20 protein-coding genes, 1 pseudogene and 1 other annotated feature are annotated in these 25,840 nt (G+C 43.2%); of the genes and pseudogenes, 11 read left to right on the forward strand and 10 right to left on the reverse strand.

The window, feature by feature from the left end:
- The first annotated feature begins 44 nt into the window (after positions 1–44).
- The 5 genes from BLR82_RS13785 to BLR82_RS13805 all read left to right on the forward strand — a co-directional run bounded on the left by BLR82_RS13785 (position 45) and on the right by BLR82_RS13805 (position 7,509).
- The gene (locus BLR82_RS13785) at positions 45–2,672 is read left to right on the forward strand and encodes a glycosyl hydrolase 53 family protein (protein ID WP_074600023.1); all 2,628 of its coding nucleotides are present in this window, start codon (positions 45–47) and stop codon (positions 2,670–2,672) included.
- A gap of 107 nt (positions 2,673–2,779) precedes the next feature.
- Positions 2,780–4,858, forward strand: a complete 2,079-nt coding sequence (locus tag BLR82_RS13790; RefSeq protein WP_074600024.1) for a beta-galactosidase — start codon at positions 2,780–2,782, stop codon at positions 4,856–4,858.
- The gene (locus BLR82_RS13795) at positions 4,845–6,593 is read left to right on the forward strand and encodes a glycoside hydrolase family 35 protein (RefSeq protein WP_074600025.1); all 1,749 of its coding nucleotides are present in this window, start codon (positions 4,845–4,847) and stop codon (positions 6,591–6,593) included. Before BLR82_RS13790 ends, BLR82_RS13795 begins: the two co-directional genes overlap by 14 nt.
- A gap of 181 nt (positions 6,594–6,774) precedes the next feature.
- On the forward strand, positions 6,775–7,044 hold the full coding sequence (locus BLR82_RS13800; RefSeq protein WP_074600026.1) for a hypothetical protein: 270 nt from the start codon (positions 6,775–6,777) through the stop codon (positions 7,042–7,044).
- Positions 7,045–7,164: 120 nt separating this feature from the next.
- Entirely contained in the window at positions 7,165–7,509 is a 345-nt protein-coding gene (locus BLR82_RS13805; protein WP_074600027.1) for a hypothetical protein, read from the forward strand.
- A gap of 720 nt (positions 7,510–8,229) precedes the next feature.
- Here BLR82_RS13805 and BLR82_RS13810 read toward each other — a convergent pair.
- A complete protein-coding gene (locus BLR82_RS13810; RefSeq protein WP_074600028.1) occupies positions 8,230–8,793 on the reverse strand; it encodes a TetR/AcrR family transcriptional regulator in 564 nt (187 codons plus the stop codon).
- On the reverse strand, positions 8,777–9,979 hold the full coding sequence (locus tag BLR82_RS13815) for an MFS transporter (RefSeq protein ID WP_074600100.1): 1,203 nt from the start codon (positions 9,977–9,979) through the stop codon (positions 8,777–8,779). The genes BLR82_RS13810 and BLR82_RS13815 overlap by 17 nt, the downstream gene beginning before the upstream one ends.
- 787 nt (positions 9,980–10,766) lie before the next feature.
- On the opposite strand from BLR82_RS13815, the gene BLR82_RS13825 reads away from it, so the two are divergent.
- From BLR82_RS13825 to BLR82_RS13835, 3 genes are all read left to right on the forward strand, one after another.
- A complete protein-coding gene (locus BLR82_RS13825) occupies positions 10,767–11,468 on the forward strand; it encodes a dihydropteridine reductase (protein WP_074600030.1) in 702 nt (233 codons plus the stop codon).
- Between the two features lie 1,306 nt (positions 11,469–12,774).
- On the forward strand, positions 12,775–13,944 hold the full coding sequence (locus tag BLR82_RS13830; protein WP_074600031.1) for a hypothetical protein: 1,170 nt from the start codon (positions 12,775–12,777) through the stop codon (positions 13,942–13,944).
- A gap of 30 nt (positions 13,945–13,974) precedes the next feature.
- On the forward strand, positions 13,975–15,216 hold the full coding sequence (locus BLR82_RS13835) for a metal-dependent hydrolase family protein (protein WP_074600032.1): 1,242 nt from the start codon (positions 13,975–13,977) through the stop codon (positions 15,214–15,216).
- A gap of 263 nt (positions 15,217–15,479) precedes the next feature.
- Here BLR82_RS13835 and BLR82_RS13840 read toward each other — a convergent pair whose 3' ends face one another.
- The 5 genes and pseudogenes from BLR82_RS13840 to BLR82_RS13860 all read right to left on the reverse strand — a co-directional run bounded on the left by BLR82_RS13840 (position 15,480) and on the right by BLR82_RS13860 (position 22,012).
- A complete protein-coding gene (locus BLR82_RS13840) occupies positions 15,480–16,112 on the reverse strand; it encodes a DUF4352 domain-containing protein (protein WP_074600033.1) in 633 nt (210 codons plus the stop codon).
- Positions 16,113–16,253: 141 nt separating this feature from the next.
- Positions 16,254–18,049, reverse strand: a pseudogene (locus BLR82_RS13845) (cation:proton antiporter).
- Between the two features lie 396 nt (positions 18,050–18,445).
- Complete coding sequence (locus tag BLR82_RS13850; RefSeq protein ID WP_074600034.1) at positions 18,446–19,015, reverse strand: GNAT family N-acetyltransferase; 570 nt, start codon at positions 19,013–19,015, stop codon at positions 18,446–18,448.
- Between the two features lie 81 nt (positions 19,016–19,096).
- Positions 19,097–19,345: a binding site (T-box leader), on the reverse strand.
- A gap of 319 nt (positions 19,346–19,664) precedes the next feature.
- The gene (locus BLR82_RS13855) at positions 19,665–20,921 is read right to left on the reverse strand and encodes a hypothetical protein (RefSeq protein WP_083334861.1); all 1,257 of its coding nucleotides are present in this window, start codon (positions 20,919–20,921) and stop codon (positions 19,665–19,667) included.
- Positions 20,922–21,136: 215 nt separating this feature from the next.
- Positions 21,137–22,012 carry an NAD-dependent epimerase/dehydratase family protein gene (locus BLR82_RS13860; RefSeq protein WP_074600035.1) on the reverse strand — a complete coding sequence of 292 codons (876 nt, stop codon included), beginning with the start codon at positions 22,010–22,012 and terminating at the stop codon, positions 21,137–21,139.
- Between the two features lie 210 nt (positions 22,013–22,222).
- Here BLR82_RS13860 and BLR82_RS13865 point away from each other — a divergent pair, with 210 nt between their 5' ends.
- The gene (locus tag BLR82_RS13865; protein WP_074600036.1) at positions 22,223–22,720 is read left to right on the forward strand and encodes a DinB family protein; all 498 of its coding nucleotides are present in this window, start codon (positions 22,223–22,225) and stop codon (positions 22,718–22,720) included.
- A 26-nt stretch (positions 22,721–22,746) separates the two neighbouring features.
- Here the strand turns inward: BLR82_RS13865 and BLR82_RS13870 are convergent, their stop codons facing one another.
- The 3 genes from BLR82_RS13870 to BLR82_RS21495 all read right to left on the reverse strand — a co-directional run bounded on the left by BLR82_RS13870 (position 22,747) and on the right by BLR82_RS21495 (position 24,020).
- Positions 22,747–23,289 carry a competence protein ComK gene (locus BLR82_RS13870; protein ID WP_074600037.1) on the reverse strand — a complete coding sequence of 181 codons (543 nt, stop codon included), beginning with the start codon at positions 23,287–23,289 and terminating at the stop codon, positions 22,747–22,749.
- A gap of 70 nt (positions 23,290–23,359) precedes the next feature.
- On the reverse strand, positions 23,360–23,608 hold the full coding sequence (locus tag BLR82_RS13875; RefSeq protein ID WP_074600038.1) for a helix-turn-helix domain-containing protein: 249 nt from the start codon (positions 23,606–23,608) through the stop codon (positions 23,360–23,362).
- A 277-nt stretch (positions 23,609–23,885) separates the two neighbouring features.
- On the reverse strand, positions 23,886–24,020 hold the full coding sequence (locus BLR82_RS21495; protein ID WP_281242200.1) for a hypothetical protein: 135 nt from the start codon (positions 24,018–24,020) through the stop codon (positions 23,886–23,888).
- 186 nt (positions 24,021–24,206) lie between these two features.
- On the opposite strand from BLR82_RS21495, the gene BLR82_RS13880 reads away from it, so the two are divergent.
- Both BLR82_RS13880 and BLR82_RS13885 read left to right on the forward strand, forming a co-directional pair.
- On the forward strand, positions 24,207–25,127 hold the full coding sequence (locus BLR82_RS13880; protein ID WP_074600039.1) for a DUF7847 domain-containing protein: 921 nt from the start codon (positions 24,207–24,209) through the stop codon (positions 25,125–25,127).
- A 53-nt stretch (positions 25,128–25,180) separates the two neighbouring features.
- Positions 25,181–25,825, forward strand: a complete 645-nt coding sequence (locus BLR82_RS13885; RefSeq protein ID WP_074600040.1) for a DUF4129 domain-containing protein — start codon at positions 25,181–25,183, stop codon at positions 25,823–25,825.
- Positions 25,826–25,840: the final 15 nt, after the last annotated feature.

The raw sequence follows: 25,840 nt of genomic DNA on the forward strand, positions 1-25,840 counted from the left end.
ACATATATGAAGGATTTTTCAAAATGGTTAGGGAGGAGTCAAAAATGAGGTTAGGGAAAAAACTTAGCTTACTGCTAGTATTTATCATGCTGCTTTCACCATTATTGTCAGTCTCGGCTGCATCAAACTCTCCTGTTAATATAAAAGGCGGCGACTTTAGCATGGTACCAGGCGAGTTCTCGGTCATGCAGTTTACGGCGGATCCGGATGTCAACATCAACAGCTATACATGGCAAGTAAATAATGCTCATGTCGTAAAGGTGGACGAGAAAACAGGAAGAATCGATGCGCTGGGAACCGGAAAAGCGACGATTACCCTAAAAGCAGAAGATCAAGATGGGAATCATTATGCGTCAACTTGTGTAGTGCGCGTCAGTGGAGAGGGAAAGACACCAATCGTGGAACCAATTCCGGAATTACAAAATAATCAAAGACCGGAATTCATGATGGGGGCAGATGTTTCTTCTTTGTATCAACTGATGAAAGCGGGCAAGTCATTTTATGATTTGGAAGGACAAAAAGTCCACTTGTTCGATGTATTGGAGGAAAACGGTGTAAATTGGGTGCGCTTGCGGGTCTGGAATGACCCCTATGATGAATACAGAAATCCGTATGGTGGCGGGAACAGCAATCTGCAAACAACAATTGAACTTGCCAAGCAGGCGAAACAGCGGGGGATGAAGTTGTTTGTCACTTTCCATTACAGTGATTTTTGGGCACATCCGGGTCAACAAATCAAGCCGAAAGCATGGGATGATTTGAGCGGCCAAGACCTAGTGGATGCTGTTGGTGATTTTACAAAAACTTCCCTCGATGAAATGAAAAAGGCCGGTGTCTATCCTAATATGGTTGGAATAGGCAATGAGACCAACAGTGATATTTTGGAACAGCAGTTTGAGCTGACCTCGGAAGGGGATATGAACCCGGTCGCGGTGGATATCTTTAAAGCCGGAGCAGCGGCAGTACGTAGTACAGATCCGAATGTGGATGATCCGGAAAAGAAGGCATTGGTTTCCTTCCATCTTGCCAATGGCAATAATTCGTGGTTGTATAACAGTTTTGCTTTGGCCATGGAGAAAAACAACGTTGACTATGAGGCTCTCGGTGCCTCTTATTATCCATCCTGGCATGGGACGTATGAGGAAGTCCTAAATAACTTGAACCATATCACGGAGAGATATGGCAAGGATGCGTTTATCGCGGAAACTGCTTATCCATGGACGATACAGAAGGATGCAGGTGATGATACGCCGCAAAACTTCAAGCATGGTGACGTGAGTACTGTCGGTTTGGCTGCTTCTGTGCAAGGACAGGCGACGGCCCTACGGGAAGTACTCAATGTAGCAGCAAAGATTGATAATCAGAAAGGGCTTGGCGCTTTTTATTGGGAACCCGCATGGCTGCCCGGTAATACGACCGGGTGGGCGACCCCTTATGGAACCGGGTGGGAAGTAGCAGGATTGTTCGATATCAACGGCTATGTACTTCCGTCTATAAAAACTTTTAATCTGGTGAAAGGCAATCAAACACTGCCGGATAACGCCAATGCATATGCTTACGGATGGGAAACACAAGTAGAAGTGAACAAAGGAGAAAAATTACAGATGCCGGAGAAAATCGTCGCTGTCCAAAACAATGGAAAGATGGGCGATCGTAAACGGACGATAACCAGGCAGCCGGTTGAATGGAATGAAGAAGATGTAGCTGCTGTCGACACCAATGTCCCTGGTGAGTATATGGTATTCGGCAGTGTCGCCGGAAAGGCCGATAATGCATTTGCCCATGTCATTGTAAAAGAAGGCGCTTCGGCTTCTGCAGTTGCACCAGTCTTTAGCCTGCCGGATAACAGTAAGGTAAATGCCTTAGGGAATGGCTATTCTTACTCGTCAAGACATAATGTAGATGAGGGAAGTTTTATCGAACTGGAGACGGAAACACCAAATGCAGAAATATATTTCACCCTGGACGGAGCAGATCCTATTACAGGGGCTGGTTCGACTAAACAGTTTGTGGGAGCGCCCTATATCAAAGACTATGATTCAATCCGGGTTTATGCAGGGCCGATTCAGATCTCCCAAAATGTTGAGATTCAGGCAACAGCCAAGCGGTCGGGTTATGAGTATGATTCAGGTAGCTGGGGGTCTGCGAAAAACTTGCTTGATTACAGTCCGATTGTAATTGGCAACTATAAAGCGGTTTATGATTATAGCAGTGAATTACTGGAAAACGGAGGATTCGAAACTGGGAAGCTGGATGGATGGAAAGAAAAAAGCAAATCCGGTATGACACAGGTGATAACCGTGGAGGATCATGTCACTAAAGCTTATGCTGGCGATCATGCTGTTAAATTCTCTCTAAATCCAGGTGGGAAAGTGGAGTTAAGCCAAAAAGCAAAGAAACTGCCAGATGGTCAATACACGCTTTCCGTTTATGCGCGAAGCGACAAAGAAACAACGGATAAGACGGAACTGAACCTCTCTGCTTTTACCCAAGGGAAGGAATATAGCAATATATTAAAAATGACGAAGGTACCGGGTGGGAAGATGATTTGGCGGAAGTACTCGGTTGAAAACATTCAAGTTACAAACGGCAACCTCAATATAAAGTTCGAGGCAGAAAGCGATGATCGTTTCACCGGTTACCTCGATCATATCGTTTTGGAAAAGCAGTAAACCATTAATGGCTTCACACTGACATGTTTATAAAGTATGTGTGAAGCCTTACACCATCCATTAACCAGCCTGAGGTAAGGCTGAAATTTTTAAAGCAGGTGATTTTAATGACAAAGCGTTACAATCCAGTCAGTTCGAAAATCCCGAAAATGCTTCACGGTGCCGATTATAATCCAGAGCAATGGGGGGATTATCCCGGCATCATCGAAGAAGACATCCGGATGATGAAACTGGCAAACTGCAATGTGATGTCTGTCGGTATTTTTTCCTGGGCTAAACTCGAGCCGGAAGAAGGGGTCTTCCGGTTGGAATGGCTTGATCAAATTCTTGATAAGCTTGCTGAGAATGACATCTATGCGTTTTTAGCCACTCCAAGCGGCGCGCGTCCGGCCTGGATGTCAGAGAAATACAAGGAAGTACTCCGGGTGGGTCCGAACCGGGTACGCAACCTGCACGGGCTGCGGCATAATCATTGTTATACTTCCCCCGTTTACCGGGAAAAGGTGACGACGATCAACCAAAAGCTGGCAGAGCGGTATGCCGGCCATCCTGCAGTGATCGGTTGGCATGTTTCCAATGAATATGGTGGAGAGTGCCACTGTGATTTATGCCAGGAAGCATTCCGGGAATGGCTGAAAGAAAAGTACGGTACACTGGATCATTTGAATCATAGCTGGTGGACGACGTTTTGGAGCCATACATACACCTCCTGGTCGCAAGTGGAATCACCGGCACCGCATGGAGAATCGATGGTTCACGGCTTGAATTTGGATTGGAAACGGTTCGTGACAGACCAGACGCTCGACTTTTTCAAGCATGAGACCAAACCATTGCGAGCAGCAAAGCCGGATTTGCCGGTTACCACTAATTTCATGGAGGCATTTGAGGGGCTCCATTATGCCAAATTTGCCGATGCACTCGATTTTGTTTCCTGGGATTCGTATCCTACCTGGCATGATGCCGTCGGTGACGTTGCACAAGCTGCATGGGTGGCGATGAATCATGACATGTTCCGGTCGATAAAAGACGGACAGCCGTTCTTACTGATGGAAAGCACGCCTAGTATGACCAACTGGCAACCAGTCAGCAAATTGAAGCGGCCGGGGATGCATCTGCTGGCATCGATGCAGGCGGTCGCGCACGGCGCTGATTCTGTACAATATTTTCAATGGCGCAAGAGCAGGGGATCAAGCGAAAAGTTTCATGGAGCCGTTGTCGACCATGCGGGTCATGAACATACCCGCGTCTTTCAAGAAGTAAGCCAAGTAGGCGATGCCCTTGCCGAGTTGGATGAGGTTGTCGGGACAGCGGTGGAAGCAGAAGTGGCGATTATTTTTGATACGGAAAATCGGTGGGCAATTAAGGATGCTCAAGGACCACGTAATCAAGGGATTAAGTATGAAGAAACGATCGCGGCACATTATCGGGCTTTTTGGAAGCAAGGGGTAGCTGTTGATGTTATCGATATGGAGAAAGACCTGTCAAAATACAAGCTGGTAGTAGCCCCGATGCTGTACATGGTGCGCGACGGTGTGGGGCAAAAAATTGAAGAATTCGTCAGGAATGGCGGTGCCTTTGTCACAACGTATTGGTCGGGTATCGCCAATGAAACCGATTTGGCGTTCTTGGGCGGTTTTCCCGGACCGCTGCGACGTACACTCGGCATCTGGTCCGAGGAAATCGACGCCTTGCATGATGGCCAGACGAATCACATCACGCTCACGGAAAATGAACTCGGTTTGAGCGGAGAATACACAGCCATGGAGCTTTGTGATTTGATTCATCTGGAAGGTGCGGAAGCTTTGGCCGTTTATCAGGAAGATTTTTATGCCGGCAGTCCCGCACTGACGGTCCATCGTTTTGGTAAGGGAAAAGCCTATTATATCGCCTCCCGCAATGAACAGTCCTTCCACGAAGCTTTTTATGAAAAACTTGTGGAAGAAAGCGGTTTGAAAAGGGCGCTGGAAACCAAATTGCCGGACGGTGTTTCGGCGCAAAGCCGGACAGATGGCACGCATGATTACCTTTTCCTGATGAACTTTGGCGGGGAAAAGCAGGCCATTGCCTTGCCGAACGAGAATTTTACTGATCTCCTTGATGGAAGCGTCGTTTCCCGGTCGATCGAAATAGCTCCTTTAGGCTTGAAACTGTTAAAACGGAAGGAGGGTAACCATGCTGCAGGCTAAAGACGGGAGGTTTTATTTACATGACGAACCTTTTCAAATTTTATCCGGGGCAATGCATTACTTCCGCACGGTACCCGAGCATTGGGAAGACCGGCTGCAGAAGCTGAAAGCGTTGGGATTGAATACGGTAGAGACCTATGTGCCCTGGAACCTGCACGAACCCAAGAAAGGGCAGTTCGAATTTTCCGGACTGGCCGATATCGAACGATTCGTCCAACTGGCGTATGAATTGGGGTTATATGTTATCATCCGTCCTTCGCCATATATTTGCGCCGAATGGGAAATGGGCGGGCTGCCTTCCTGGCTCTTGAAAAATTCGGATATCGTGCTGAGGAGCAGTGACCCTGTCTATTTGCAGCATGTCTCGGAATATTATGATGTCCTGCTTCCGAAGCTGCGTCCATTCCTATTTCAAAATGGAGGACCAGTCATCGCCATTCAGATTGAGAATGAATATGGGGCTTATGGAAATGATCAGCAATATTTAACTTTTTTCAAAGATCAATATGCCAGGCACGGTTTGGAGACATTTTTGTTCACATCCGATGGACCAGAATTTATCAAACAAGGTTCTTTACCTGATGTGACAACAATGTTGAACTTTGGTTCGAAAGTGGAGGACGCATTCCAACAACTCGAGAAGATGAAGCCGGGATCGCCGAAAATGGTGGCTGAATTCTGGATCGGCTGGTTTGACTACTGGACGGGAGAGCACCATACCCGGGAGGGGGAGGATGCTGCCAAGGTATTCAAGGAACTGCTGGAAAACAACAGCTCAGTCAATTTTTATATGTTCCACGGCGGCACCAATTTCGGCTTCATGAATGGAGCCAACCATTATGATATCTATTACCCTACAATCACCAGCTATGATTATGATAGTTTGTTGACGGAAAGCGGGCAGGTAACCGATAAGTATCGTGCCGTCAAGCGGACGTTGCGTGAGTACATGGACGTTCCGGAAGATTATCAAAGCAAGCTTATCGCCAAAGGATACGGAACGGTAGAATTGAAAGAGTCGGTCAGTTTGTTTGATACACTGCAGCATATCAGCAGGCGGATTGATCACATTGCACCCTTGCCCATGGAAGAGATAGACCAATCTTATGGTTATACACTTTACCGCACCAAGGTCGATAAACAAGGGGACTTAAGCCTGAATATCGATGCTATCCAGGACCGCGGATTTGTGTACATTAACGGCAGCTATGTTACGACTGTCTATAAAAATGATGAGCAACGCGTGATTAAGCTGCCTTTTCCAAAAGAGATTAATACACTGGAAATACTGGTGGAAAACATGGGAAGGGCCAACTATGGTGAACATTTAGCAGACAAAAAAGGGCTCATCCACAATATTTGGCTCGGTGAACAGTACTTTTTCCATTGGGAAATGTATGCCATCGAATTAGATAGTTTGCCGGCAAATTATCGTTCGAGCGGGGATTCTCGCTACCCGAAGTTTTTTCGGGGAAACTTTGATGCCCCCGGCCGGCATGATACCTTTGTCGATGCTGCCGGATTTACCAAAGGGAACATCTTCGTCAATGGTTTCAACCTCGGAAGGTACTGGAACATCGCAGGGCCGCAGCAACGGCTATATTTACCGGGACCGCTTTTGAAGGAAAAGCATAATGAATTAGTGATTCTTGAATTGGAGGGAACGAGTGCCAAGCAGGTTCAGTTGGAGGGGGAGCATGTGCTGGATAGCAGGATAAAACGTGAATTAAGTTAGTAATTAGTAAGGTTAAGTTTTAGCAGACCAATTCACAGGATTTGGTCTTTTCCTTGTTTATTCATATTTTCACAATGTTGATTCCATTAAATCAGAAATTGTAATTTTATGTTAAAATTAATGTTGGATTTGTGAAAGCTTGTTTGTTAACATACGGACAGAAGAGTGAGGTGTCACTTGGATGGGAGTATTTTTTCAGGACACAAAAGAGAAAAGCACAAAAACAATGATGACTGTTAGAACCGCACTTGCAATAATGATGGTAATACTGTTGATTTCCTGCATAATCAATGGTTTTGATTTCGTCTTTCTGAGGCTGATTTTCTTATTAGCCGGGATTGGATCTATATTGGATGGAGTGGAAAGCCATCTTCAAAGCAAAAAAAGCAAGGTATTTCTAATTGACTCCGGAACAGCAGCTATATGGTTTCTATTAGCATTCGGTATGTAGCAGACTTAGTGAATAATTCACATCCATCCCATCCTGAAGGAAGAAGAATGGCATTGTCTTCGGCAACTGTTAATGAAGTAACCAGCAGGATGATAGAACGAATGTAAGGGGGACTCACCAGTGACCAAAAGCAAGATATTTTTCATTGTAGCAACTTTAGCTAGCATATTGATAGCTTGTTCCCAGAGTGATGAAGGAACTTTTATGCAAGGGGACATAACAGAAATCGACAAGGAAAGCGGAGATATGGAAGTGGAAGTCGAAGCATGGACAACAATTGGCGAGCCGGAATCTTCTACAGTGTCATCTGAATTTATTGATGCACCAACATCACAAACTATTCGGGTTTCCAATCCAGAAGATTATGAAGAAGGGGAAAAAGTTAAGGTGAAAGTGATCAAAAATTATGAGGAAGATGTCTGGGATTTAGATAGATTAACATTTGAAGTAGAAGAATTAAATTAGGATTTTAAGTTTAATCTATTTGCTGGTCACCAATGGCTCAACGAACTGACGTACATAAGCATTGACAAAGTTTACATGATCCTCTTTTTGTAGTTTGGCTGGGGGTTTAGAATTGTTTCACTAGATCAAAAGCCAGCAAAGCTACAATCTTTTTTTAGAGGTTAATTGACCGATTTTTAAAAATGATAGCAGCGCTGAAGGAATCGTTCTATGAGGAGGACCTGATGAGAAAGCAAATAAGAAAGATAACGGGTAATGATTACAAAAAGTTTACTGAGCTGGCAAACTCGGCATTCGAAGGATTAAACTTTAGAGTAGTAGAGTTTAATAAGGGAGGCGTAATTCTTTCGTTCGTAGTAGAGCCTAAATTTTTTTGAAGGAATGTACTTTAATAAAGAGGTTCTATTTAGCGGAAAAAAGTTTTCGATAATCAGGCCATATAGTTGAATAACACCATTGAAGTAATTGGATATATGTTAAAGTTCAGTAGGGATAATAAAAAAACTTTTCATAACGTCAGGGCCAAAACGCAAGTAATAGCGTTACCAACTTTATGTGTTCGCTATAGTTGTAATGTTGAATGAATAGAAAGTAGACAAAAGAGAAGTATATTTAACAAAAACATAGTGGATAGTAAAAAGTAGAGATTGTTGGGAAGAAGTGAAATAGAAAGATACATAAAAGAAGGATAAGCCAAGCAGGCAAGCTTAGCTTATCTTTCTATTCTAAATAGGTGGCACCTTTCCAAAAAATCTCGAAGGATATTTGTGAAGAACGATGGAAACTTTCTGCATTCTCATAGACGAGCTGGATAACCAAGCCATCAAACAGGGTGATAAAGCTAGTGGCTAATTGATCCGGGGTGCAAGTGATTATAGGATGATTCGCTATATTCATGATTTGCTGTTTAAATGCATGCAAATACTCACGGTAATAGGAGATAATGAGGTCACTCGTTTCCAAAGGTGCTTTGAATGACATGCTTTGCAGAAAAGCAACAGATGGCTGCTTGTAATATCGCTGTTGAGTTTCCTTAAGGAGTTGAGTAAGTGTTTCCTTCGGCTCAAGCGATTTAGCTTGGCAGAAAAACTCCTCCAAAAAAATAACCTCTTCTTTCATAGCATTAGCATACGTATCTGTCAGCAATTTGCTTTTCGAAGCATAATGATAGGATAATGATTGTTTCCGGATTCCAAGCTCCTCGGCAATTCTGTTCATTTTAACGCCTTCATAGCCATATGCATTGAAATGACGGACCGCTGCATCTCTAATGGCTTCTTTCATTGTATAAACCTCCGATACTACTGTTATCTCTTCTTTGATTATACATTATATACAAATAAAGCAGAAGAAAAGCGATATAGAAGGCCATTCCAACAAGATAAACCACGCTATAAGAGAAGTTGGTTACTAGGATACCTAATAACAAGGAACCAATACCAATTCCAAAATCAAAGAAATTGAAGAAGGTAGACATTGCGTATTCGTGCTCATGTTCTTCTACAAGGTTCATGCACCAAGTCTGGATCGCCGGAAAAATTGCCCCGAACCCTAACCCGTATAATCCTGCAGATACATAAAATGTGAAATCCGCTTGAGCTAGGTAAAGCACAATAAACCCAGTAGATGCTAAGATAGAGCCAGGTATGAGAATGACGGACGGGCCATGTCTATCAAATAGCTTGCCAGACACCAGCCTGACTAAGAAGCTTGCTAAAGCTATGATGAAAAAGAACCAACCAATTCCACTAAATTCCTTTTCTATCGCGTATAATGAAAAGAAGGACATGATACTAGATGCAGCAACACCTATTAGTAGCGTTAGTAATGCGGGTATAATTACACGCTTCTCAAGTAGCTTGACCTTCATGTGTTGTGGCTCAACCTTATTATTCAGTTGCTTGGAGGATTTAGTCAATGCTGCCAAAAAAGCTGCCAGTAGTAATACAGCCAATCCGCCAAGAAATAGATGGGAGAATTCAAAAAACTCCAATATCGAGATACCGATCATGGGTCCAATCGATATAGCTACTGTCTCACCTACTCCAAAGTATCCCATACCTTCTCCGCGTCTTTCTTTAGGAATGATTTCTGCAACTAGTGTTGCGAAGTAAGTTGTGGCCAAACCAAAGCCTAGACCATGCACAAGTCGAATGATCAGCAATGTATTGACATTGTCTGCGAAGTAATACATGCCTGTTGAAATAGCATTAATAATGATACCAAAGATGAGTAGATATTTCTTATTAACCAGCTTAAGTAAGTAGCCGGCGAAAGGACGAATTAAGATTGCTGAGACCATGAACACACCTGTGATAAGACCAACATCTGTAGCACTTCCTCCTATCTCATTGACAAACAAGGGAAGTGTGGGTAGTAACATCTCAAATATCATGAAGAGCAAAGCATTCGCTATAATCGCAAAAACAAACGATAACGACCATAACTTTGCGCGTGATTTTTGAATCATATCCGAATTCACAAAAACTCCTTCTTTCCTCATATCTGACTTTAGTCAGAATTTAATTGTTATAAATACTTTAAAATAATAACAAAATCGAATAAACCTGTCTATAGTCAGATGAGGATTGTAGTATTTAGAATCCAAAAAGAATGGTTACAAGAAATTGGAAGATATTCTTGATTAGGATACATAATCCAGCACATCATCTTGTAAAGAATGGCAAGCGGTTTTAGATTGTGAAATGACTTTCGCCTCATTATTGTTAAAGTTGTAGAGCAAAATTATAAAGACAAACCCAAAAATACCAATATAAATTTAAAAGAAGGTATGTTAGGAAGCATCAGTTTCTCGTGGGATGAGTAAGTAAACTATTTCATATACCATCATCAACCTTTCGTTACTATTATGAGTTCGGTATTTTTAAGCCTAAATACACAGACGATTTAGTCGATACCGTTATTACACCTTCGATCAATTTTCACTACTTGATACTATTATTTATCCGAAAAAATGATTTTTCTATTAAAGGAATCCCACAACAATTGAATCAGTGTACACTAGAGAACACGAAGGAATTACTAAAAAAATATACGAAAAAATAGAGGAAGTAATAGAGAATTTAAAGATAGTTGCAGAGAAAATTAAAAGTAAAATTTGTGTTATTGAAGAAGCCCTTTCTCTCGGACGTCTGCGACAAAACCACGATGATTACAGCTCAATCGACATGTTTTAATTGAGAATCATTATCACTTTATTTATAATGATATATATAATTGAGGAGGGAGAACATGCAATGCAAATATATTGGACTAAAATAAATAAGATTATTAAGGAAACGACAGAGGTTATAACATATTTGCTCGACTGTCCGGGAGACTTTACATGGGATGAAGGTTCTCACACCCACTTTGCACTGGAAGGTTTCAATGCCGGAGAAAAACCAAATCGCAGCCTAATTCGCCACATGTCTATCTCAACTTTACCGCATGAAAATGCAATCGGTATCACAACACGTATCAGAGAGCAGTGCTCTGAGTTTAAAACGATTTTGAGCAATCTTGAGGTTGGCAATAAAGTTGCAATATTCAAAACCTATTCGAATGTACCACTTAAAAGAGAAGACAAAAATATTTACCTTCTGTCATCAGGTGTCGGCCTTGCAACTTTCAGACCGCTTGTACTTGATTATTTTGAACGTGCTGACAACGTAAATCAAATTCATTCCCTGAACATCGATTCATCAAAAGAATTTTTATTCACTGATGTTTTTAAATCTGCACCTGACAAGAAGTTCACAGCACAGTTCGTCGATAACCGCAAAGACTATTATGAAAAAGTGAAAGATCTTGTTGCAGACAAGGATGGACTCTTTTATGTTGTTGGCAGTGATGAATTCCTTGTGCAGAACATTGAAGTACTGCGTGAGCAGAGCATCAAGCCGGAACAGATTATGCTTGATAAGCATGAACAAGAACTGCCAAATTTTTTATCATAAGATTTGTCAACTTAAACGAGAAAATAATACCATGTAAATACTAAATAGATGTTCATTAACGATGTCAATAGCTGAACAAAAGGGCTGTCCAATGTGTGCCTCTTATTGCGTTCATCTTTTTAAAAGAAACGAATCACTTTGCTTGGGTTCGTTTCTTTTGCATCTATGTAGTTGGGATAAAAGTGAAAGGGTATGCAACAGAAACTTCTAAAAATGATTGAATTTGAGCTCCAGTAATGAGCAAGAACAAAGCGTCAGGAAAAGTAATGCAAAAAGGTGGGTTGAGTTAAGAGTACATAAAACAAGATATTTTAAGAACTATTGTCCCAAAAAATAGTATCCAAGTCATAATGCGTTATTTTAAACTTTTACTTACTTGGTCTGCTATATAAGACTTTCCACTTCCCGCCGAGAATATGTATTCTTATCGTGAATCACTCCCTACATATTTCATTATACAATCTTGTCCCATTAGTAATCTATAAACACTCCTACTATACTTGCAGAAACGTACCTGTTGGTTGAGGAAGGACGCGTTAACCATATACATTCTTCGACTAAAGGTGCTTTAGCGGAAGCTAAGAGTTTAGTTATGATCTCTTTTTTGAAGACCATCTTCGTATCTATCCCATCTAAGTGAATATGGCGTGAAAGCTCCAGGAACAGTAAGGGATCATAAATTAAAAGAAATGGTAGAACAGCCTTCTTGGATAATAGAGGGGGTATTTTAAGTGGTTAGCACCAAGTTTTGCAGTGGCTGATATGATATTTATTCTTTAAACTCCCTTATTGATTCGAGAAGAAAGAATTTGGAATAGGTACGAAAAAAGGAAGGCGGGAGTCTTGCCATCCACCAAGAAAGAATCAATCGAAAGTGTAGAAAAACTTATTGATTGGAACAGAAAATACAGCCAGGATTTCTTGCAGAGTTTTTTCAGAAACATGAATACAAAGAGAAAATTGTTCAACTGGAAAACAGTATGGACATTTTCACCCATTTAGTCAGTCGTTGAGGTTTCGTGGTTTACGTTAAACAAGACAAGACTTACATAAACAAACAACCGTGCTGAAAATTACCGGGATAAAAAATAGCTATGACATTCCATTTACTTATGGATGTCATAGCTATTTTTTATGAAAACATTTTTTCTTTATTCTCAGTAGGTTAATCGCTTACACGGTGAGAGGGTATTTAAAGCAGACGCAAAATTCGACAAAATCATATAGACAGAAAATTTTGATAGTGCTATACTATTTGAACTATTTAAATTTTTAGAAAATAAAATAAGGAATGGAGGTTTTTGGATTGTTAGAAAATCCACTAATAGCTACAGTCATACTTTTTACATTAATCGCCCTGGGAGAGTGGATTTCTATCATATCCCGGGCCAGAGTCCCGATGCTTCTGACCGCAATGGTTGGATACCTGATTTGTATTTGGACTGGCATCTTTCCGGAGAATATCTTAGATAAGTCGACCTTTGGATCACTCGGAGCGATTCTGGTGGGACCGGCCATTTTGCACATGGGTACCTTGATTCCGTTTTCGCTGCTGAAAAAACAAATCAAAGCAGTTGCCATTTCCCTGGGCGGAGTGATTGTTGCAGGTGTTCTTTTGTTGATCATCGTTTCCTTGATTTTTGACTATCCGACTGCCGTGGCAGGAGTTGGCCCGATCAGTGGAGGGATCATCGCGTTGGTCGTTACGTCAGAAAAGCTGACGGAAATCGGTTTGAGCAGTCTTGTGGTGATTCCGGCATTGATTGTTGCTTTTCAAGGTGTGGTTGGCATGCCGCTGTCGTTATTTTTCATGAAAAAGTACGCGGCTACCATCCAAAAAGACATGGACAATGGTGTTTTTGTTCCGATGGCGGAGGGGATGGACAGTGGCGAATCGCAAACAAACGATAAACCGCAGAGCCCGCTTCGTTCGAGCATGACACTGAAACTGTTTTACGTATTTGTCGGGGCGGCAATCGGCGTAGCGCTTGGGGAAGTGACCCCGATTAACTACAGCCTCTGGTGTCTGGCGATTGGCATTATCGGCCTGAAGTTGGGAATCTTCGAATCTCGGACATTGGAAAAATCGAACTCATTCACGCTTGTTATGATTGCGATCATTTTTGTAGTACTTGGCACTATGGGCGGAGTCACGCCACAGCAGGTGCTTGATAACCTGCCTAGCATTCTTTTGTTTTTGTTGTTGGGGACTTTTGGCATCGCGCTTGGCGGTTACATCGTGTCCAAGCTTGTGAAATGGCATCCGTTCAAGGGAATGCCAGTAGCGCTTACCGCCTTGTTCGGTTTCCCTGGGGATTACATTTTGTGTGAGGAAGCCAGCAGAAGTATCGCCCGCAACAAAGAGGAGGAACAAATCATTTTCAATGAGTTATTGGCCCCGATGCTGATTGGCGGGTTCACCACGGTTACAATAAGTTCGGTGGTCGTGGCAGGAATTCTGGTAGGGACCTTATAACATAGAAGCATTTTATGAGGAGGAATTAGGATGGCAGTGAAACTGATTAAAAATGGGTTATTGGTAGATGGAAACGGTGGAGAACCGGTAAAAGATCAAATTGTCGTCGTGGACGGGGCGAAAATCGTCTATACAGGATCGGAAAGCGGTTATCAGACAACCGGGCAGGAGGAAGTGATTGATGCACAAGGCGGCACGATTCTGCCGGGTCTGATTGATACCCACGTCCATATGATGATGGAATACATGCCGGTTTCCAAACGGCTGGAAACACCATTTTCCTTTATGTACTATCAAGCGGCAGAGTACTTGAAGAATACGTTGGAAGCGGGCATCACTTCGGTCAGGGATGCGCTTGGAACAGACCTCGGGGTTAAAAAAGCAGTCGAGGATGGCCTGATTTCCGGACCCCGGCTTCAATTGAGCATCAATGCGCTGACAATCACTGGCGGACACGGGGACGGCTATACTGTTTCCGGGAACGTCTTGGATCTGCTTCCGAATGGGTATCCCGGCATGCCGAGTGGGCTGTGTGATGGTGTAGAGGAAGTCCGGAAAAAGACCCGGGAGATGCTGAGGGCAGGGGCCGAAGTCATCAAAGTCCATGCGACAGGCGGTGTCCTGAGCGCCACCGATCATCCGGAATTCACCCAGTTTTCACAAGAAGAGCTGGAAGTAATCGTCCAGGAAGGCAAGTATCGGAAAGGCGTCAAAGTCATGGCACATGCACAAGGTGCTGAAGGGATCAAAAATGCCGTACGTGCTGGTATCCATTCCATTGAACACGGCATTTTTATCGATGATGAAGCGATCGAGTTGATGCTGGAAAACGGTACATATCTCGTGCCGACCCTGCTTGCCCCGGTAGCAGTATTGGAAACTGCCAAGGAAGTGGGCATGCCAGACAGCGCAGTCGAGAAATCGAAAGAAGTCATTGAAGCGCATAGACAAAGCTTTACAAAAGCATACAAAGCTGGCGTTAAAATTGCTATGGGTACAGATGCCGGCGTGATGAAGCATGGCACTAACCTTCGCGAGTTAGGATTGATGGCCGATGCCGGTATGTCCCCGATGGAAACCATCGTCGCTTCCACTAAAACAGCAGCAGAATGTATGGGCTGGGAAAGTAAGCTAGGCACCATCGAACACGGCAAGCTTGCTGACATTGTCATTGTAAAAGGTAATCCGCTTGAGGATATTTACTCTCTGGCTGATAATGATAATATCCAAGTCGTGCTCAAGGATGGCAAGGTAGAGAAGAATTTGCTTTAATGGGAGAAAGTTAAAAAAGGAGAGAGGCTGCCTCTATGGAAGCCTCTCTCCTTTTGTCTATATAAGCGGGTTTTTCTTCAATATTCTCTCACTTTCTGTTTTATGCAGCCTGAAACTGGTGCACTCCGTGAGTGAGTATAGACACGCTTATTAATTGAAATTTATTTTGGTTTCTAATTTTTGCTTGAAGCGGGATCTTCACGCCGTCTATTTATGTGAATTCATTTTCACCTTTAAATATCCATGTTCCTAAGTCTCTATATTTATTCTGCCTCGTCCTCTGTAAATTCAAATGAAATGGTATTTGCATTAGCTGAGGAGTCGCCACTAATTAATGAATAAGAAGTCCCGACAGGTGAGTCATATAATAATACCCCTGTCTGAGATTCATTAGGCTGTACTTCACCTGGCCACTTTTCTGCAACTCCATCTATGTAGAACCAAGGTAAACCACCGACATTTTCATTATCTAAATACAGGCTTAATCCATCTTCAGCGATAACTGGCACTTCGCTTAGGTTTTTAAGTGTTATGTTCGCGAGGACATAGTTTCCTTCCTCGCTCGGTTGATCTCCTGCGGTATCGGTAATTTCAACAGAATTAAGTGTGATTTCAAATTCTCGTATAATGTCTTGATAACCATATTTATAATGAGCCGTGTCGCCAATAGATAAGCCAAGCTGATCTTCAGGCAAATCAAGGTCTCCGTACAAACTGTCGTTGCCGTCGTTATTATCGTTTTCCTCTTTATCTTCATTTTCTTCAGGTGTAGCCGTGTTTTCTTCTACATCATCAGCGGTTTCGCCTACCTCTTCATCTTCTGCTGAATTACTGCAAGCACTAATGAACAGAACGCTGATGAATAAAATGAATACCCTTATCATTTTCCTCTTCAACTATATCCCTCCTAATTTACACACAAGTATTTATATTTTACCATAAAAGTTCATCACTTCCTGTATATGTTTAAATGTCCGGGAGAAATTGGTGCAAAAGGCAGAAGTTAAGCTGCTTCTGCTTTTTTGTTCCACCTATTTTTATTTTCCCTCTGTCGTCCTCAACACCACCAGCTGATCTCCTTCTTCCAGCATGAACTTTTTCCGCAGGCTGATTAGCTCGACACCAGCTTTCTCCTTTTAATGAATAGCGGTACTACATCTGCAGGCAGGTTTTCCCTCGTAACTTTGTTTTTTTCTTTAATGGAGATTGTTTGCAGTGAATAGGTAGTATTAATCTTCCGGTTCAGTTCGGTAAAAATAGCATCCTCGGAAAACAGCAAATGGGTACGATGGGACTTCTCAACCTGTTCCTCATCGTCGGCATTGTTCCTGCTTGGTAAAGAAAAGGTGTTGTTGTAACCGAATTCCGGTGCGTAAGATTGTATGACCAGGGCGTTATAAGAACTGTCACCGGTCATCGCCAGAATGGTTTCATATGGTGTCAGGTCTATGTCGTATTGTGTATGCTCTGCAAGAATTTGTCCGTGATGAACAGGGATATCTTTAGAAACTGCTCCCTGAAGCCGTCCTGCAGAGGAATCACTAATCAACACGGGTATATCAAATTTTCGCAGATAATCGGCTAATGCAATGGAAAAGCTGCTGGCGCCGACGATGAGAATGCCCGGTGCTGCGTCGTTGGCTAATCCTAATGCTTTGGCTAATGGTCTTAGTGTGAATCCGTGGGCACACACGGTAATAAAGACCAAGGCGAACGTTAATGTGGTCAGCAAGGAAGCTCCCTGATGGCCTTCTTCCATTAATAAGGCGGAAAAGTACCCTGAGACGGTCAGAGCGACAACGCCCCGTGGTGCCACCCAGCCAATCAGTCCTTTTTCTGCGAGCGTCAATTCGGTACCAATTGTCGATATCCAAATCGATAGCGGACGAACAAGGAACAGCATGACGATCACAAATCCGATAATTGGCAGGGTGAATATTTCGGCTATCGTTTCCCTGGAGAGGGAAGCGGTAAGCAAAATGAAAATCGTCGATGTCAACATGACCGAAATATTTTCGACAAAGTGGCTGATGTTGCCGATCGAAGAGACATACCGTTTCGTTTTGGCGAGCGTCAAGCCCATCACGGTAACCGCCAGCATCCCGGTTTCATGCATGATCACTTCGGCTGCTGTGAAGCAGATCAAAACAAATGCCAGCATGATTGGTGACTTTAAGTATTCCGGAAACACCCCTTTGCTGATCATAATACTGACGGCCATGCCGATTGCATAACCAAAAATCACAGCAATCAATGCACTGAAGAAGAAATTCAACAGGTAGTCGAAATGAAGCGTATCGATGGTCAGTACTTTAATGACTTCATAGGCAAATAGTGCCAGCAACGGGCCGAACGGATCGACAATAATTCCTTCCCATTTGAGCGCGGCTGCAATGCGCGGAGCCAATTTGGCATTGCGCAGCAGAGGGATGATGACGGTTGGCCCTGTCACGACAAACAAGCCGCCGATAATAAATGATACCTCATAACTAAGCCCGGCAATGAAATGGGCAGCAAGTGAGCCGGCAATCCAGGCGATGAATGCGCCGAACGTCACGATGCGGAAGACAGATTTGGAAATCCCCCTTATTTCTCGGATGTCGAGACTGGAGCTTCCTTCAAACAACACGATTGCGACTGCCAAAGAAATTAAAGGGCTGTACAGGTTTCCTAAAGCTTCCTGTGGGTTGAACAGGCCGAAAATTGGCCCGAGCAGTAAACCGGCAATCGACATGATCACAATCGATGGCCATTGAATGCGCCAGGCGAGCCATTGGGAGAAGATTCCGATACCAAGGATAATGACAATGCTTACGAGTACGATATTTTCCATTTATGTAGAACACCTCTTTGCTTCCTATACATTTAACAAATCATCGTGGCTCCCAACAAGTTAAGAAAGAGAACCGAATGACGTTTCGTCGTTTTGTCTTCTATCCCGCAGCTATTTCCTACCTGTAAAAAGCTTTTGGGAATATGGCTATTATAATGGATAACTCGACAGGAGAGGAGAGATATTTACAATATTCGCGGAAAAATTATTTTTGAAACGTTTGGTTTCACAATGGCCATTTCTCCTAAAATATTACTCTCTCCAACGGTAACTCGTTTCTTTGTCGAACATAATGGAGGGGTGGGAAGGAAGGGTCTGGCCGAAATAGGGAATGAACTGCATGAAAAGCAATGAAACGGGCATCAAAATTCTCCAATGTCCGTTTCTGATAAAGCTTTAATTTTCCTTTATAATGGAATAAAAACATGTGTCGGTCAACGTGCTGCCATCTGCGGATAAATCGTCGTTTCTTAAGATGCCTTCTAATTCAAACCCAAGTTTCTCTGGGATAGCACGGCTTTTGTTGTTAGTCGATTCGCATCGAATTTCTATTCTTTTAAAATTGATAGTATTTAGTCCAAAACTGGCTAACTCTTTTACTGCTTCTGTCATATATCCATTGCCACTGTATCTAGTATTAATCCAGTAACCAATTTCACATTTGGGAATATCCCAGTCAATGCTCTGAAGGCTTGTTGTGCCTATAAATTCATTCGTTTCTTTACCAAAAATGAGAAAGCGAAAACCTTCTCTTTTTAGAAAGCTTATATGAGCATTTCTAAAATTTATCTCTGTTTCTTCCACATTGGGAAGTTCTTGGGCAAATGGCAGCCAAGCTTTTAATTCAGGAAAGGAATCTCTGATTGCTTGATTCACCATAGCCCCATCTCCGGTTTGAAGTGGCGCCCGTAGAATTAGTCTCTCTGTTTCTAATCGTAAAGGAACATCCAACAATAAAGGTTCCATTTTATTTTCCCCTTTCTAAACGCTTGTGTTTTACGATCAATAGTAGTGCAATAAAAAAACCCTCACCTCCAAGAAATTATTCTTGAGGACGAGAGTTGTCGCTTCGTGGTACCACCCCAGTTTGTTGATACGTCGCCATATCAACCTCTTCGGGTACATTCATACCCTATCTTTTTATCGGAAGAACCCGTCTTGCTATCCCTGATTTTCCCCAGATTGGCAAGAAGCTCCGAGGCTTTGTTCATTAAGAGGAATAGTACTCCCTTTCAGCAGACAGGAGCTCTCTGTTAATATCCGCTTCTTAATTACTCTTCTCATCAACGCCGAATTATATGAAATTTTCAAAATTATATCGTTTATGATGTTCCTTGTCAAAAAATTCCGTCACTAACTTTCTCAAGTGGGTATCAGGTACTTTTCCTTCTTAACGCGATAGAACCTTCGTTAAAGAAGAAAAGTTGCTCCATGGATACTGTTGGATGTATCATTTTTTATAATTAATCGCTTCATCACCTGGCCGACGGGTAAAATTACCATGATTTTAACTCAATAAAAATAGCCACCCAATTACCCGCGAATTAGGTGGCTATTTTCCTGTTCCCTTGCCTTTTTGTATTTCACACAATACCTTACGATAAGGGCAAGGTTGTTACTTATCCTCATTATTGTCATCATCCCGGCTTTCTTCATAGCGGCGTCGTTGTCGATAACCGTAAGTCGTATTTAAAACCGTATCTTCGCTTTCCAATGCGGCGCCCAATGCTCCGACAAATGTACCGACAGAGCAAGCCAGCCAGGCCAGTGTAATGTAGTTAGTGAAGTCGACTTCATCGTTTATTTGTGATTCCAGGATGTCTGCCGGAACAAAGATGACTACTGCAAGAAAGAATAACAGGAATAGTGCCGCGTAGTACATAATCACAGCAACCATCAAGGTAAATACTGTCGCTACATTATAAAGTCTGGCGATATATGGTAATCTGGCATTCATCGTGTTTTCCCATAAACCATGGACAACAACGATCCATACGGAGAGCAAGGTGACAGAGGTCAGCATCAGCAGTACCAATCGGAAAACTTCTAATGCATTACTTAGCTGCCAGAGCGTTGGGAAAATCAGACCATAGGCACCGGATGTGAAGGCAGCAGCGATAACCTGCTTGAAGGCCGGGAAAATGGTATATGGCCGGTTGGCCCGGACCATTCCGGTCAACATGCGCCAACTCCCATACACTTTCGACTCGACCGTAAAGCGTACATCGAGATCGTAGTCGGCATCCGGAGTAGTCCTTCTAATCGGAGAAAAACGTTCAAAAAGTCTCTTCCCAACAAGCTCTTTTGCACTTTTCTTTTTAAGCTTTTTGTTGTCCTTATACTTCCGTTGAAATTTTTCCTGCTGTTTCTCCCGTGCCTCCTCAGAACTGCCATAGTACATCTCATTGGCTAATTGCAAAATGCTTTCTTCGACACGGTGACGGATCGGCGCTGCACCAAGCGCGGGCTGGGATAACCAGGCACTGCATCGATTCCGGCTTGCTTCAGCTACCACCAGCCGTTTATCCAGGAAGATGGGTAAATCTGTTATACTAATGGCATAATCCCATTCAAAGCGTTCTTTGGTATAGAATGTTTCCTCTAAAAGTTCGTCCGAATCAGCCGTGGCCCCAGTCAGCGGATCGGTGACTGTTTTCACTTCCCAGGTCACCTGGTCATCGACATAGCGGCTTAGATAATCTGGCAAGTTTACTGCCAGTTTGTTTGCAATTGCTTCCGGTAAATCGGGAGAAGGGACCAGGCCCAATGTGATATCAGCTTGTGGGTTGTCGGTTTCTTGTTCCTCCAGCTCCGTCTCCAAGTGTGTATCCTGACGGTCGGCGCTCGGTCTGGATGGATGAATGCTGTCCATGGCGGCAACTCCTTCTCTGTCTGGGATTCATTTCGGTAATTGACGTTACTAATTGGTATTACCGTTTTAGCGAGAAGGTAAACGCCGGCTTGGTCATCCAAATAAAGAAAAAATTCGTGCGCTAAGTGAAAGCTGCATCATGATAAACCCTATCATACGAAAAAAACCCGAGCTTCCATGGGAAGTGTCGGGCTTTAGCTTATGTTTTTGGACAATTACACCTGCACTGCCAATTTCTCAATCAGCTTTGGCAGCCAATCCTGCAGGTTGGAAAAGGCGAATCCATAGTCTGAAGCTTTTTCATTGCTCATTGTCCATGTGTCCGGAATATTGTACGGAGAATCCGATTGTTTATCCGAGTAGATGACAGACTGTCCAGTAGTTTCGGCAATTTGGATCAGTAACTCTTCCAGGGAAACGGAGCCATTGGCACAGGCATTAATCGGTTCTGCTATATGCATGTCGGCGAGCCACGCTAAAAATTGTCCGGCTTCCTGTTCAGAGATGAAATTCATCTCTGCTTGGGGGTTATCTAGATAAACCCCTTGGCGGTACTTGACCTTTTTTATGTATAACGCCAAACGTCCGGTATAATCATTTTCGCCAAGGACGATGGGAAAGCGGACGGCTGTTACTGGAAAGGGAGCATGTTGAAAAAAAGCTGCTTCTGCTTGCTGTTTTCCCTCTTGGTAGCTAAAAGCGTCGCTATCCGCCACAACCAGTTTTTCTTTGGTTGGATCGAAATCTTCTTCTGCTGTGGGAGGGGTAATGTTCTCCATGTCGTAAACAGACAAAGACGAAGTAAAAACGTATTTATAGGTTTTTCCTTTGAAAATCTCCATGGCGGTCATCGCATCCTGTGAAGAAAAACAAATCTGGTCATAGATGGCATCCCAGGTTTCATGCTTGAATGCACGAGACAGGCTTTGCTTGTCTGTTCTGTCCACCTCCACGCGGCGCACGGATTCTCCGAATGGATCAGGCGTTTTCCCTCTGGTGGCAATGGTTACATGAAATCCTTTATCGAGCAGCTGGTTGACTAAATGAATTCCGAAAAACTTGGTGCCACCGAAAACCAGAGCTTTTTTCATAACGATCCCTCTTTCCTCCATAGGTTGAATGCGTTCTCAAAAATGGATGCAACGTTAACTGTAATTACCTTGCTAGTCCCAATATACTATTAACAGAAAAGTTTGTGAATCGTTATGGAATAGCACGGTAGAATACAGTATATTTTTCTTAAGGCTGTTTCAAAGTACGTTTTATGGAAAGATCCATTATTCCAATAAAGGAGGAAGTTCATGTCTGTTTTGAAGCAACAATATAGACTTGTCCGGTATACAAGAGAAAACTTATTGTCATTTTGTGAGCAGCTTGCAACTGAAGACTATACAAGGGAACTAAACGGTTTCGGTTGGGGATCGATCCGGACACTGCACGTCCACGTTGCGGACTGTTACCAGGCATGGCTCGCCCATTTTGCCCTTAAAAAAGACAGGGATAGAGTCAAGCCGGAAACAATCCAAAACGTCGCGGAAATGCGGGAACAATTTAGCCTGGTTGATCAGCTTGTTGACGAATTCTTAGACAGTTATCACAAAGACTTTTCCCAACAGATAACCGGTTTTGTACCATGGCAAGCAGGGGAGGAACGTCTTTCCGTCCTCTGGTTGTTCACCCATACGATAACTCACGAATTTCACCATAAGGGGCAAATCGTCACGATGGCTCGTCAGCTTGGTTATACACCAGTCGATACGGATTTATTGACCCCGACGGATATGGAGAAGTATTTATGAGCAACGATTTATTCTTTTCGATTTGATCAGGAGGGTGGAGTGAGCTCGTCAGGAGAATCAAAGCTGTGATCCGGTGCAATGTCCTGAGCAGCCTTCATGTGGCTGGAAAGCTTGATGTTGGCAAAAACGGTACGTTGGAATTGCTTTTCCAGAACGCGCTTGGATTCCTTCATCTGAAGTTGCACGCCGTTGTGAAAAACAATGATGGATTGAATGGAATTTTTTTCTTTTTTCGGAATGGACTTGATGTCGAAGATGTGTTCTAAAAAGATCCAATTGCAGGGAAGTGTATCCGGAGAACAGGTTGGAAAGGCAAAGATGTTATTTTCCGGACTGACCGGGATTGGCACCTTTTTCTTTGAACCAGTATGGTAAATTACAGCTGAACGACGTCCGTCATAGGAGGAGCCTGCATTGAGACAAGCATTCTTGATTAACTGCAACGGTGGCCTCTTTATGTATAGCTGGCGGTTCCGTTCAATTACCACGGTTTCGTATTCCATCTGGCAAGCCGTCAGCAGGGCCATTGTCTGTTTGGTAATTTTGTAATCCTTTTGTACTTTTTTCATCCGTCAACACCCCTTTTAAGAATTTGTGCTGAGTCATAGATGAAGCAAGATTGCGTGCATTTCCAAAGGTCTAATAAAGTTCAGTGTCCATGGCTTCTTTCACTTCGGGCGGGAAAAACTGGGAATTTAAATCGAGCGGATCGCTAAGCTTGTAAAAAGTGTACAAGGAAGGAATCTTCTCCCCGCGCTCAATTTTTCCTATGTAGTTATCATCCAAGTCTGCCATATTGCCCAATTCACGAAGTGTCATATTTCGCTCTCTTCTTCGTTGCCTCAACCATTCTCCTAAAAGTCTTTTAAAAACGACTTTTTCTTGCATTGCTTCCCCTCCTTTTTTTCTATTATCTTCCTATAATTTGGAAAAATAAAGGTCCTAAAGTAACTTTTTTTGAAAAAATTGGGGGCTGGGCAGAGGAAGTCTAGGGAATGGCGATCATTTGTTGATTTAGGTAGATTATCAGATAAGGAAGTCTTTGTGATTTCGTTGTTAGTTTGAGAGACTATCCGAACAAACAAAACTCCCGCCCATGCCGCCGATATCTTTGGTAGGGTGGGGAGTTTTGGTCACTCACAGCCTGAATTAGTGTACTTATTTATTACGCTCTTACCTTTGTCTGCTCTTGGCTTGTATGTAATTTCTTCATGGCAAATCTTGCTGCAGGTGGTGCAATTAACACTTCCACCCAGAACGCGATGAAGAAGTTACGCGGCCAACGGGTTGTTGTATTCATTTTGACATCCATAGTGCTGCAAGTTGGAAAGCCTTCCATTTTTTGAGTAGTAACTAGTAAGTTAAATGGTTGAAAAGGCAATGTAAATCAATTCAAAAAATTTACAATGTTTGTTCGCTAATACCCCTATCAATGTTAAAATAGTCGTTAGGTATGTTGAAAGTAGAGTTATTGGAGGAATGAACCATGAATGAGCAATTCAGGAAGCCGAAGGGGTTTGGAGAGATTCTCGACCAAACTTTTCGACTTAGTAAAAACCGCTTTGCGGAATTTTTTATGATTTTTTTGATTACCGTTGGACCTGTCTTCTTATTGCAGGCAATTGTCCAACTGCTTTCCGGGCGCGGCTTTTTCCGGGAGTTCGAGACTGGAGACACCTGGTATGAACAGTTATTCGCTACATTCGATCAGGGCAATGTGGAGTCGACATCGATTGGGGAGGATATCAGCACGATTTTCATTAGCTTGATCGCCATGATTTTGACGGCGGTTGCCTATGGAGCGATCCTGTTTGCCATCAATCACATTAAAAACGAAGAATCTTACACAGTTGGCTCTGTGATTAAGCAGGCATTTTCAAGGTTTTGGGGGATTTTGGGAAGCAGCTTGTTATTCGGAGTGATTCTTTTCGGATTGTTCATTATTCCGCTCATCCTTATCATCATCGGCGGGATGGCAGGTTCCTTTATTGAACCAGTTACCGGGATTATTTTCATCATCGTTTTTATTCTTGGCTTGATGCTCGGTGTTGGGTTGTTGGCCACCCGCTGGGGCTTCTACCTTGGAAGTACCGTCCTGGACGGGGAGTCGCCGGGACTATCCAAAAGCTGGAACTTAACGCGTAAGCAGACATGGAAGCTTTTCGGACTATATCTCATCTTGTATTTGGTCACGGCCATTGTAAGTACAGCAGTGGAATCCATCTTTGGTGTGATCCTTGGGAATAGTGTCCTCTTTACCATTCTCGTCAATTTATTTTCCCTGATCACGTCGATGATTTTTGCTGTTGGCTATTCCGTAATGTTTTTGGATAGTAAGACACGTAACACTGGCGAGGATTTACAGGAAATGCTCAATGATTACCAGGAGGAACAGCAGCCTCGTTGATAGTAAAAGCAATCAAGTAGTGCTTGGGAAGACAACAGGTAGGTGAATAGGGAATGGAGAATACCGACGCAAAACAAGAGCTGGAGAAAATCCTTCAGCAGGATGAATACCAGGCCTACCAGGAAGAGTCGAAGAATTTCCTGCAGGTATGGTGGGAAAAAGTGAAAGATTGGGTAGCCGGTCATCTAAGTGACTGGTTTAACTCCCTTACTCCATCTAGCGGGGCGGCGGATGCTATTCTGCTGTTGATCATTGTCCTCGTGGTGGTCGGTCTTGTAATCGGCATTGTATTATGGAGCGGCAGAGTAAAACGCAGCCAGCGATTCCGTGATATTGCCCCGTTGCAGGGCATACATGAACGGCAATGGTCTTACCGGCGTCATTTATCAGAGGTCCGTAAGCAGGAGGGGGAAGCTGCTTACCCCGAAGCCGCCCGTCATTTGTTTCTAGCCGTGCTTTTATATTTTCATGAACGGGAATGGCTTGAGACAAGGATATGGAAAACCAATTGGGACTACTATGAAGAGTTACGGAAAGGCGATCAGCAAAAAGCGGAACAATTTTATCAGCTGGCCCTTCTATTCGAAGAAGTTACCTATGGAAATCGGCGGTTGGAACAAGATGAGTACGATGCATACCGAAGCCAGGCGATAAACTGGCTGGAATCAACGGAATACCCTGCTAGCAAGAATGGATAGCGGAGAAGGAGGAAG

Origin of the sequence: Sediminibacillus halophilus, assembly GCF_900103695.1 — a bacterium.
Classification (GTDB): domain Bacteria; phylum Bacillota; class Bacilli; order Bacillales; family Amphibacillaceae; genus Sediminibacillus; species Sediminibacillus halophilus.

Bases quoted from the DNA above. Each gene is read 5' to 3' on its own strand.
- BLR82_RS13785 (WP_074600023.1), top strand. From the start codon at position 45: ATGAGGTTAGGGAAAAAACTTAGCTTACTGCTAGTATTTATCATGCTG.
- BLR82_RS13790 (WP_074600024.1), top strand. From the start codon at position 2,780: ATGACAAAGCGTTACAATCCAGTCAGTTCGAAAATCCCGAAAATGCTT.
- BLR82_RS13795 (WP_074600025.1), top strand. From the start codon at position 4,845: ATGCTGCAGGCTAAAGACGGGAGGTTTTATTTACATGACGAACCTTTT.
- BLR82_RS13800 (WP_074600026.1), top strand. From the start codon at position 6,775: ATGGGAGTATTTTTTCAGGACACAAAAGAGAAAAGCACAAAAACAATG.
- BLR82_RS13810 (WP_074600028.1), bottom strand. From the start codon at position 8,793: ATGAAAGAAGCCATTAGAGATGCAGCGGTCCGTCATTTCAATGCATAT.
- BLR82_RS13815 (WP_074600100.1), bottom strand. From the start codon at position 9,979: ATGATTCAAAAATCACGCGCAAAGTTATGGTCGTTATCGTTTGTTTTT.
- BLR82_RS13825 (WP_074600030.1), top strand. From the start codon at position 10,767: ATGCAAATATATTGGACTAAAATAAATAAGATTATTAAGGAAACGACA.
- BLR82_RS13835 (WP_074600032.1), top strand. From the start codon at position 13,975: ATGGCAGTGAAACTGATTAAAAATGGGTTATTGGTAGATGGAAACGGT.
- BLR82_RS13850 (WP_074600034.1), bottom strand. From the start codon at position 19,015: ATGGAACCTTTATTGTTGGATGTTCCTTTACGATTAGAAACAGAGAGA.
- BLR82_RS13855 (WP_083334861.1), bottom strand. From the start codon at position 20,921: ATGGACAGCATTCATCCATCCAGACCGAGCGCCGACCGTCAGGATACA.
- BLR82_RS13860 (WP_074600035.1), bottom strand. From the start codon at position 22,012: ATGAAAAAAGCTCTGGTTTTCGGTGGCACCAAGTTTTTCGGAATTCAT.
- BLR82_RS13865 (WP_074600036.1), top strand. From the start codon at position 22,223: ATGTCTGTTTTGAAGCAACAATATAGACTTGTCCGGTATACAAGAGAA.
- BLR82_RS13870 (WP_074600037.1), bottom strand. From the start codon at position 23,289: ATGAAAAAAGTACAAAAGGATTACAAAATTACCAAACAGACAATGGCC.
- BLR82_RS13875 (WP_074600038.1), bottom strand. From the start codon at position 23,608: ATGCAAGAAAAAGTCGTTTTTAAAAGACTTTTAGGAGAATGGTTGAGG.
- BLR82_RS21495 (WP_281242200.1), bottom strand. From the start codon at position 24,020: ATGAATACAACAACCCGTTGGCCGCGTAACTTCTTCATCGCGTTCTGG.
- BLR82_RS13880 (WP_074600039.1), top strand. From the start codon at position 24,207: ATGAATGAGCAATTCAGGAAGCCGAAGGGGTTTGGAGAGATTCTCGAC.
- BLR82_RS13885 (WP_074600040.1), top strand. From the start codon at position 25,181: ATGGAGAATACCGACGCAAAACAAGAGCTGGAGAAAATCCTTCAGCAG.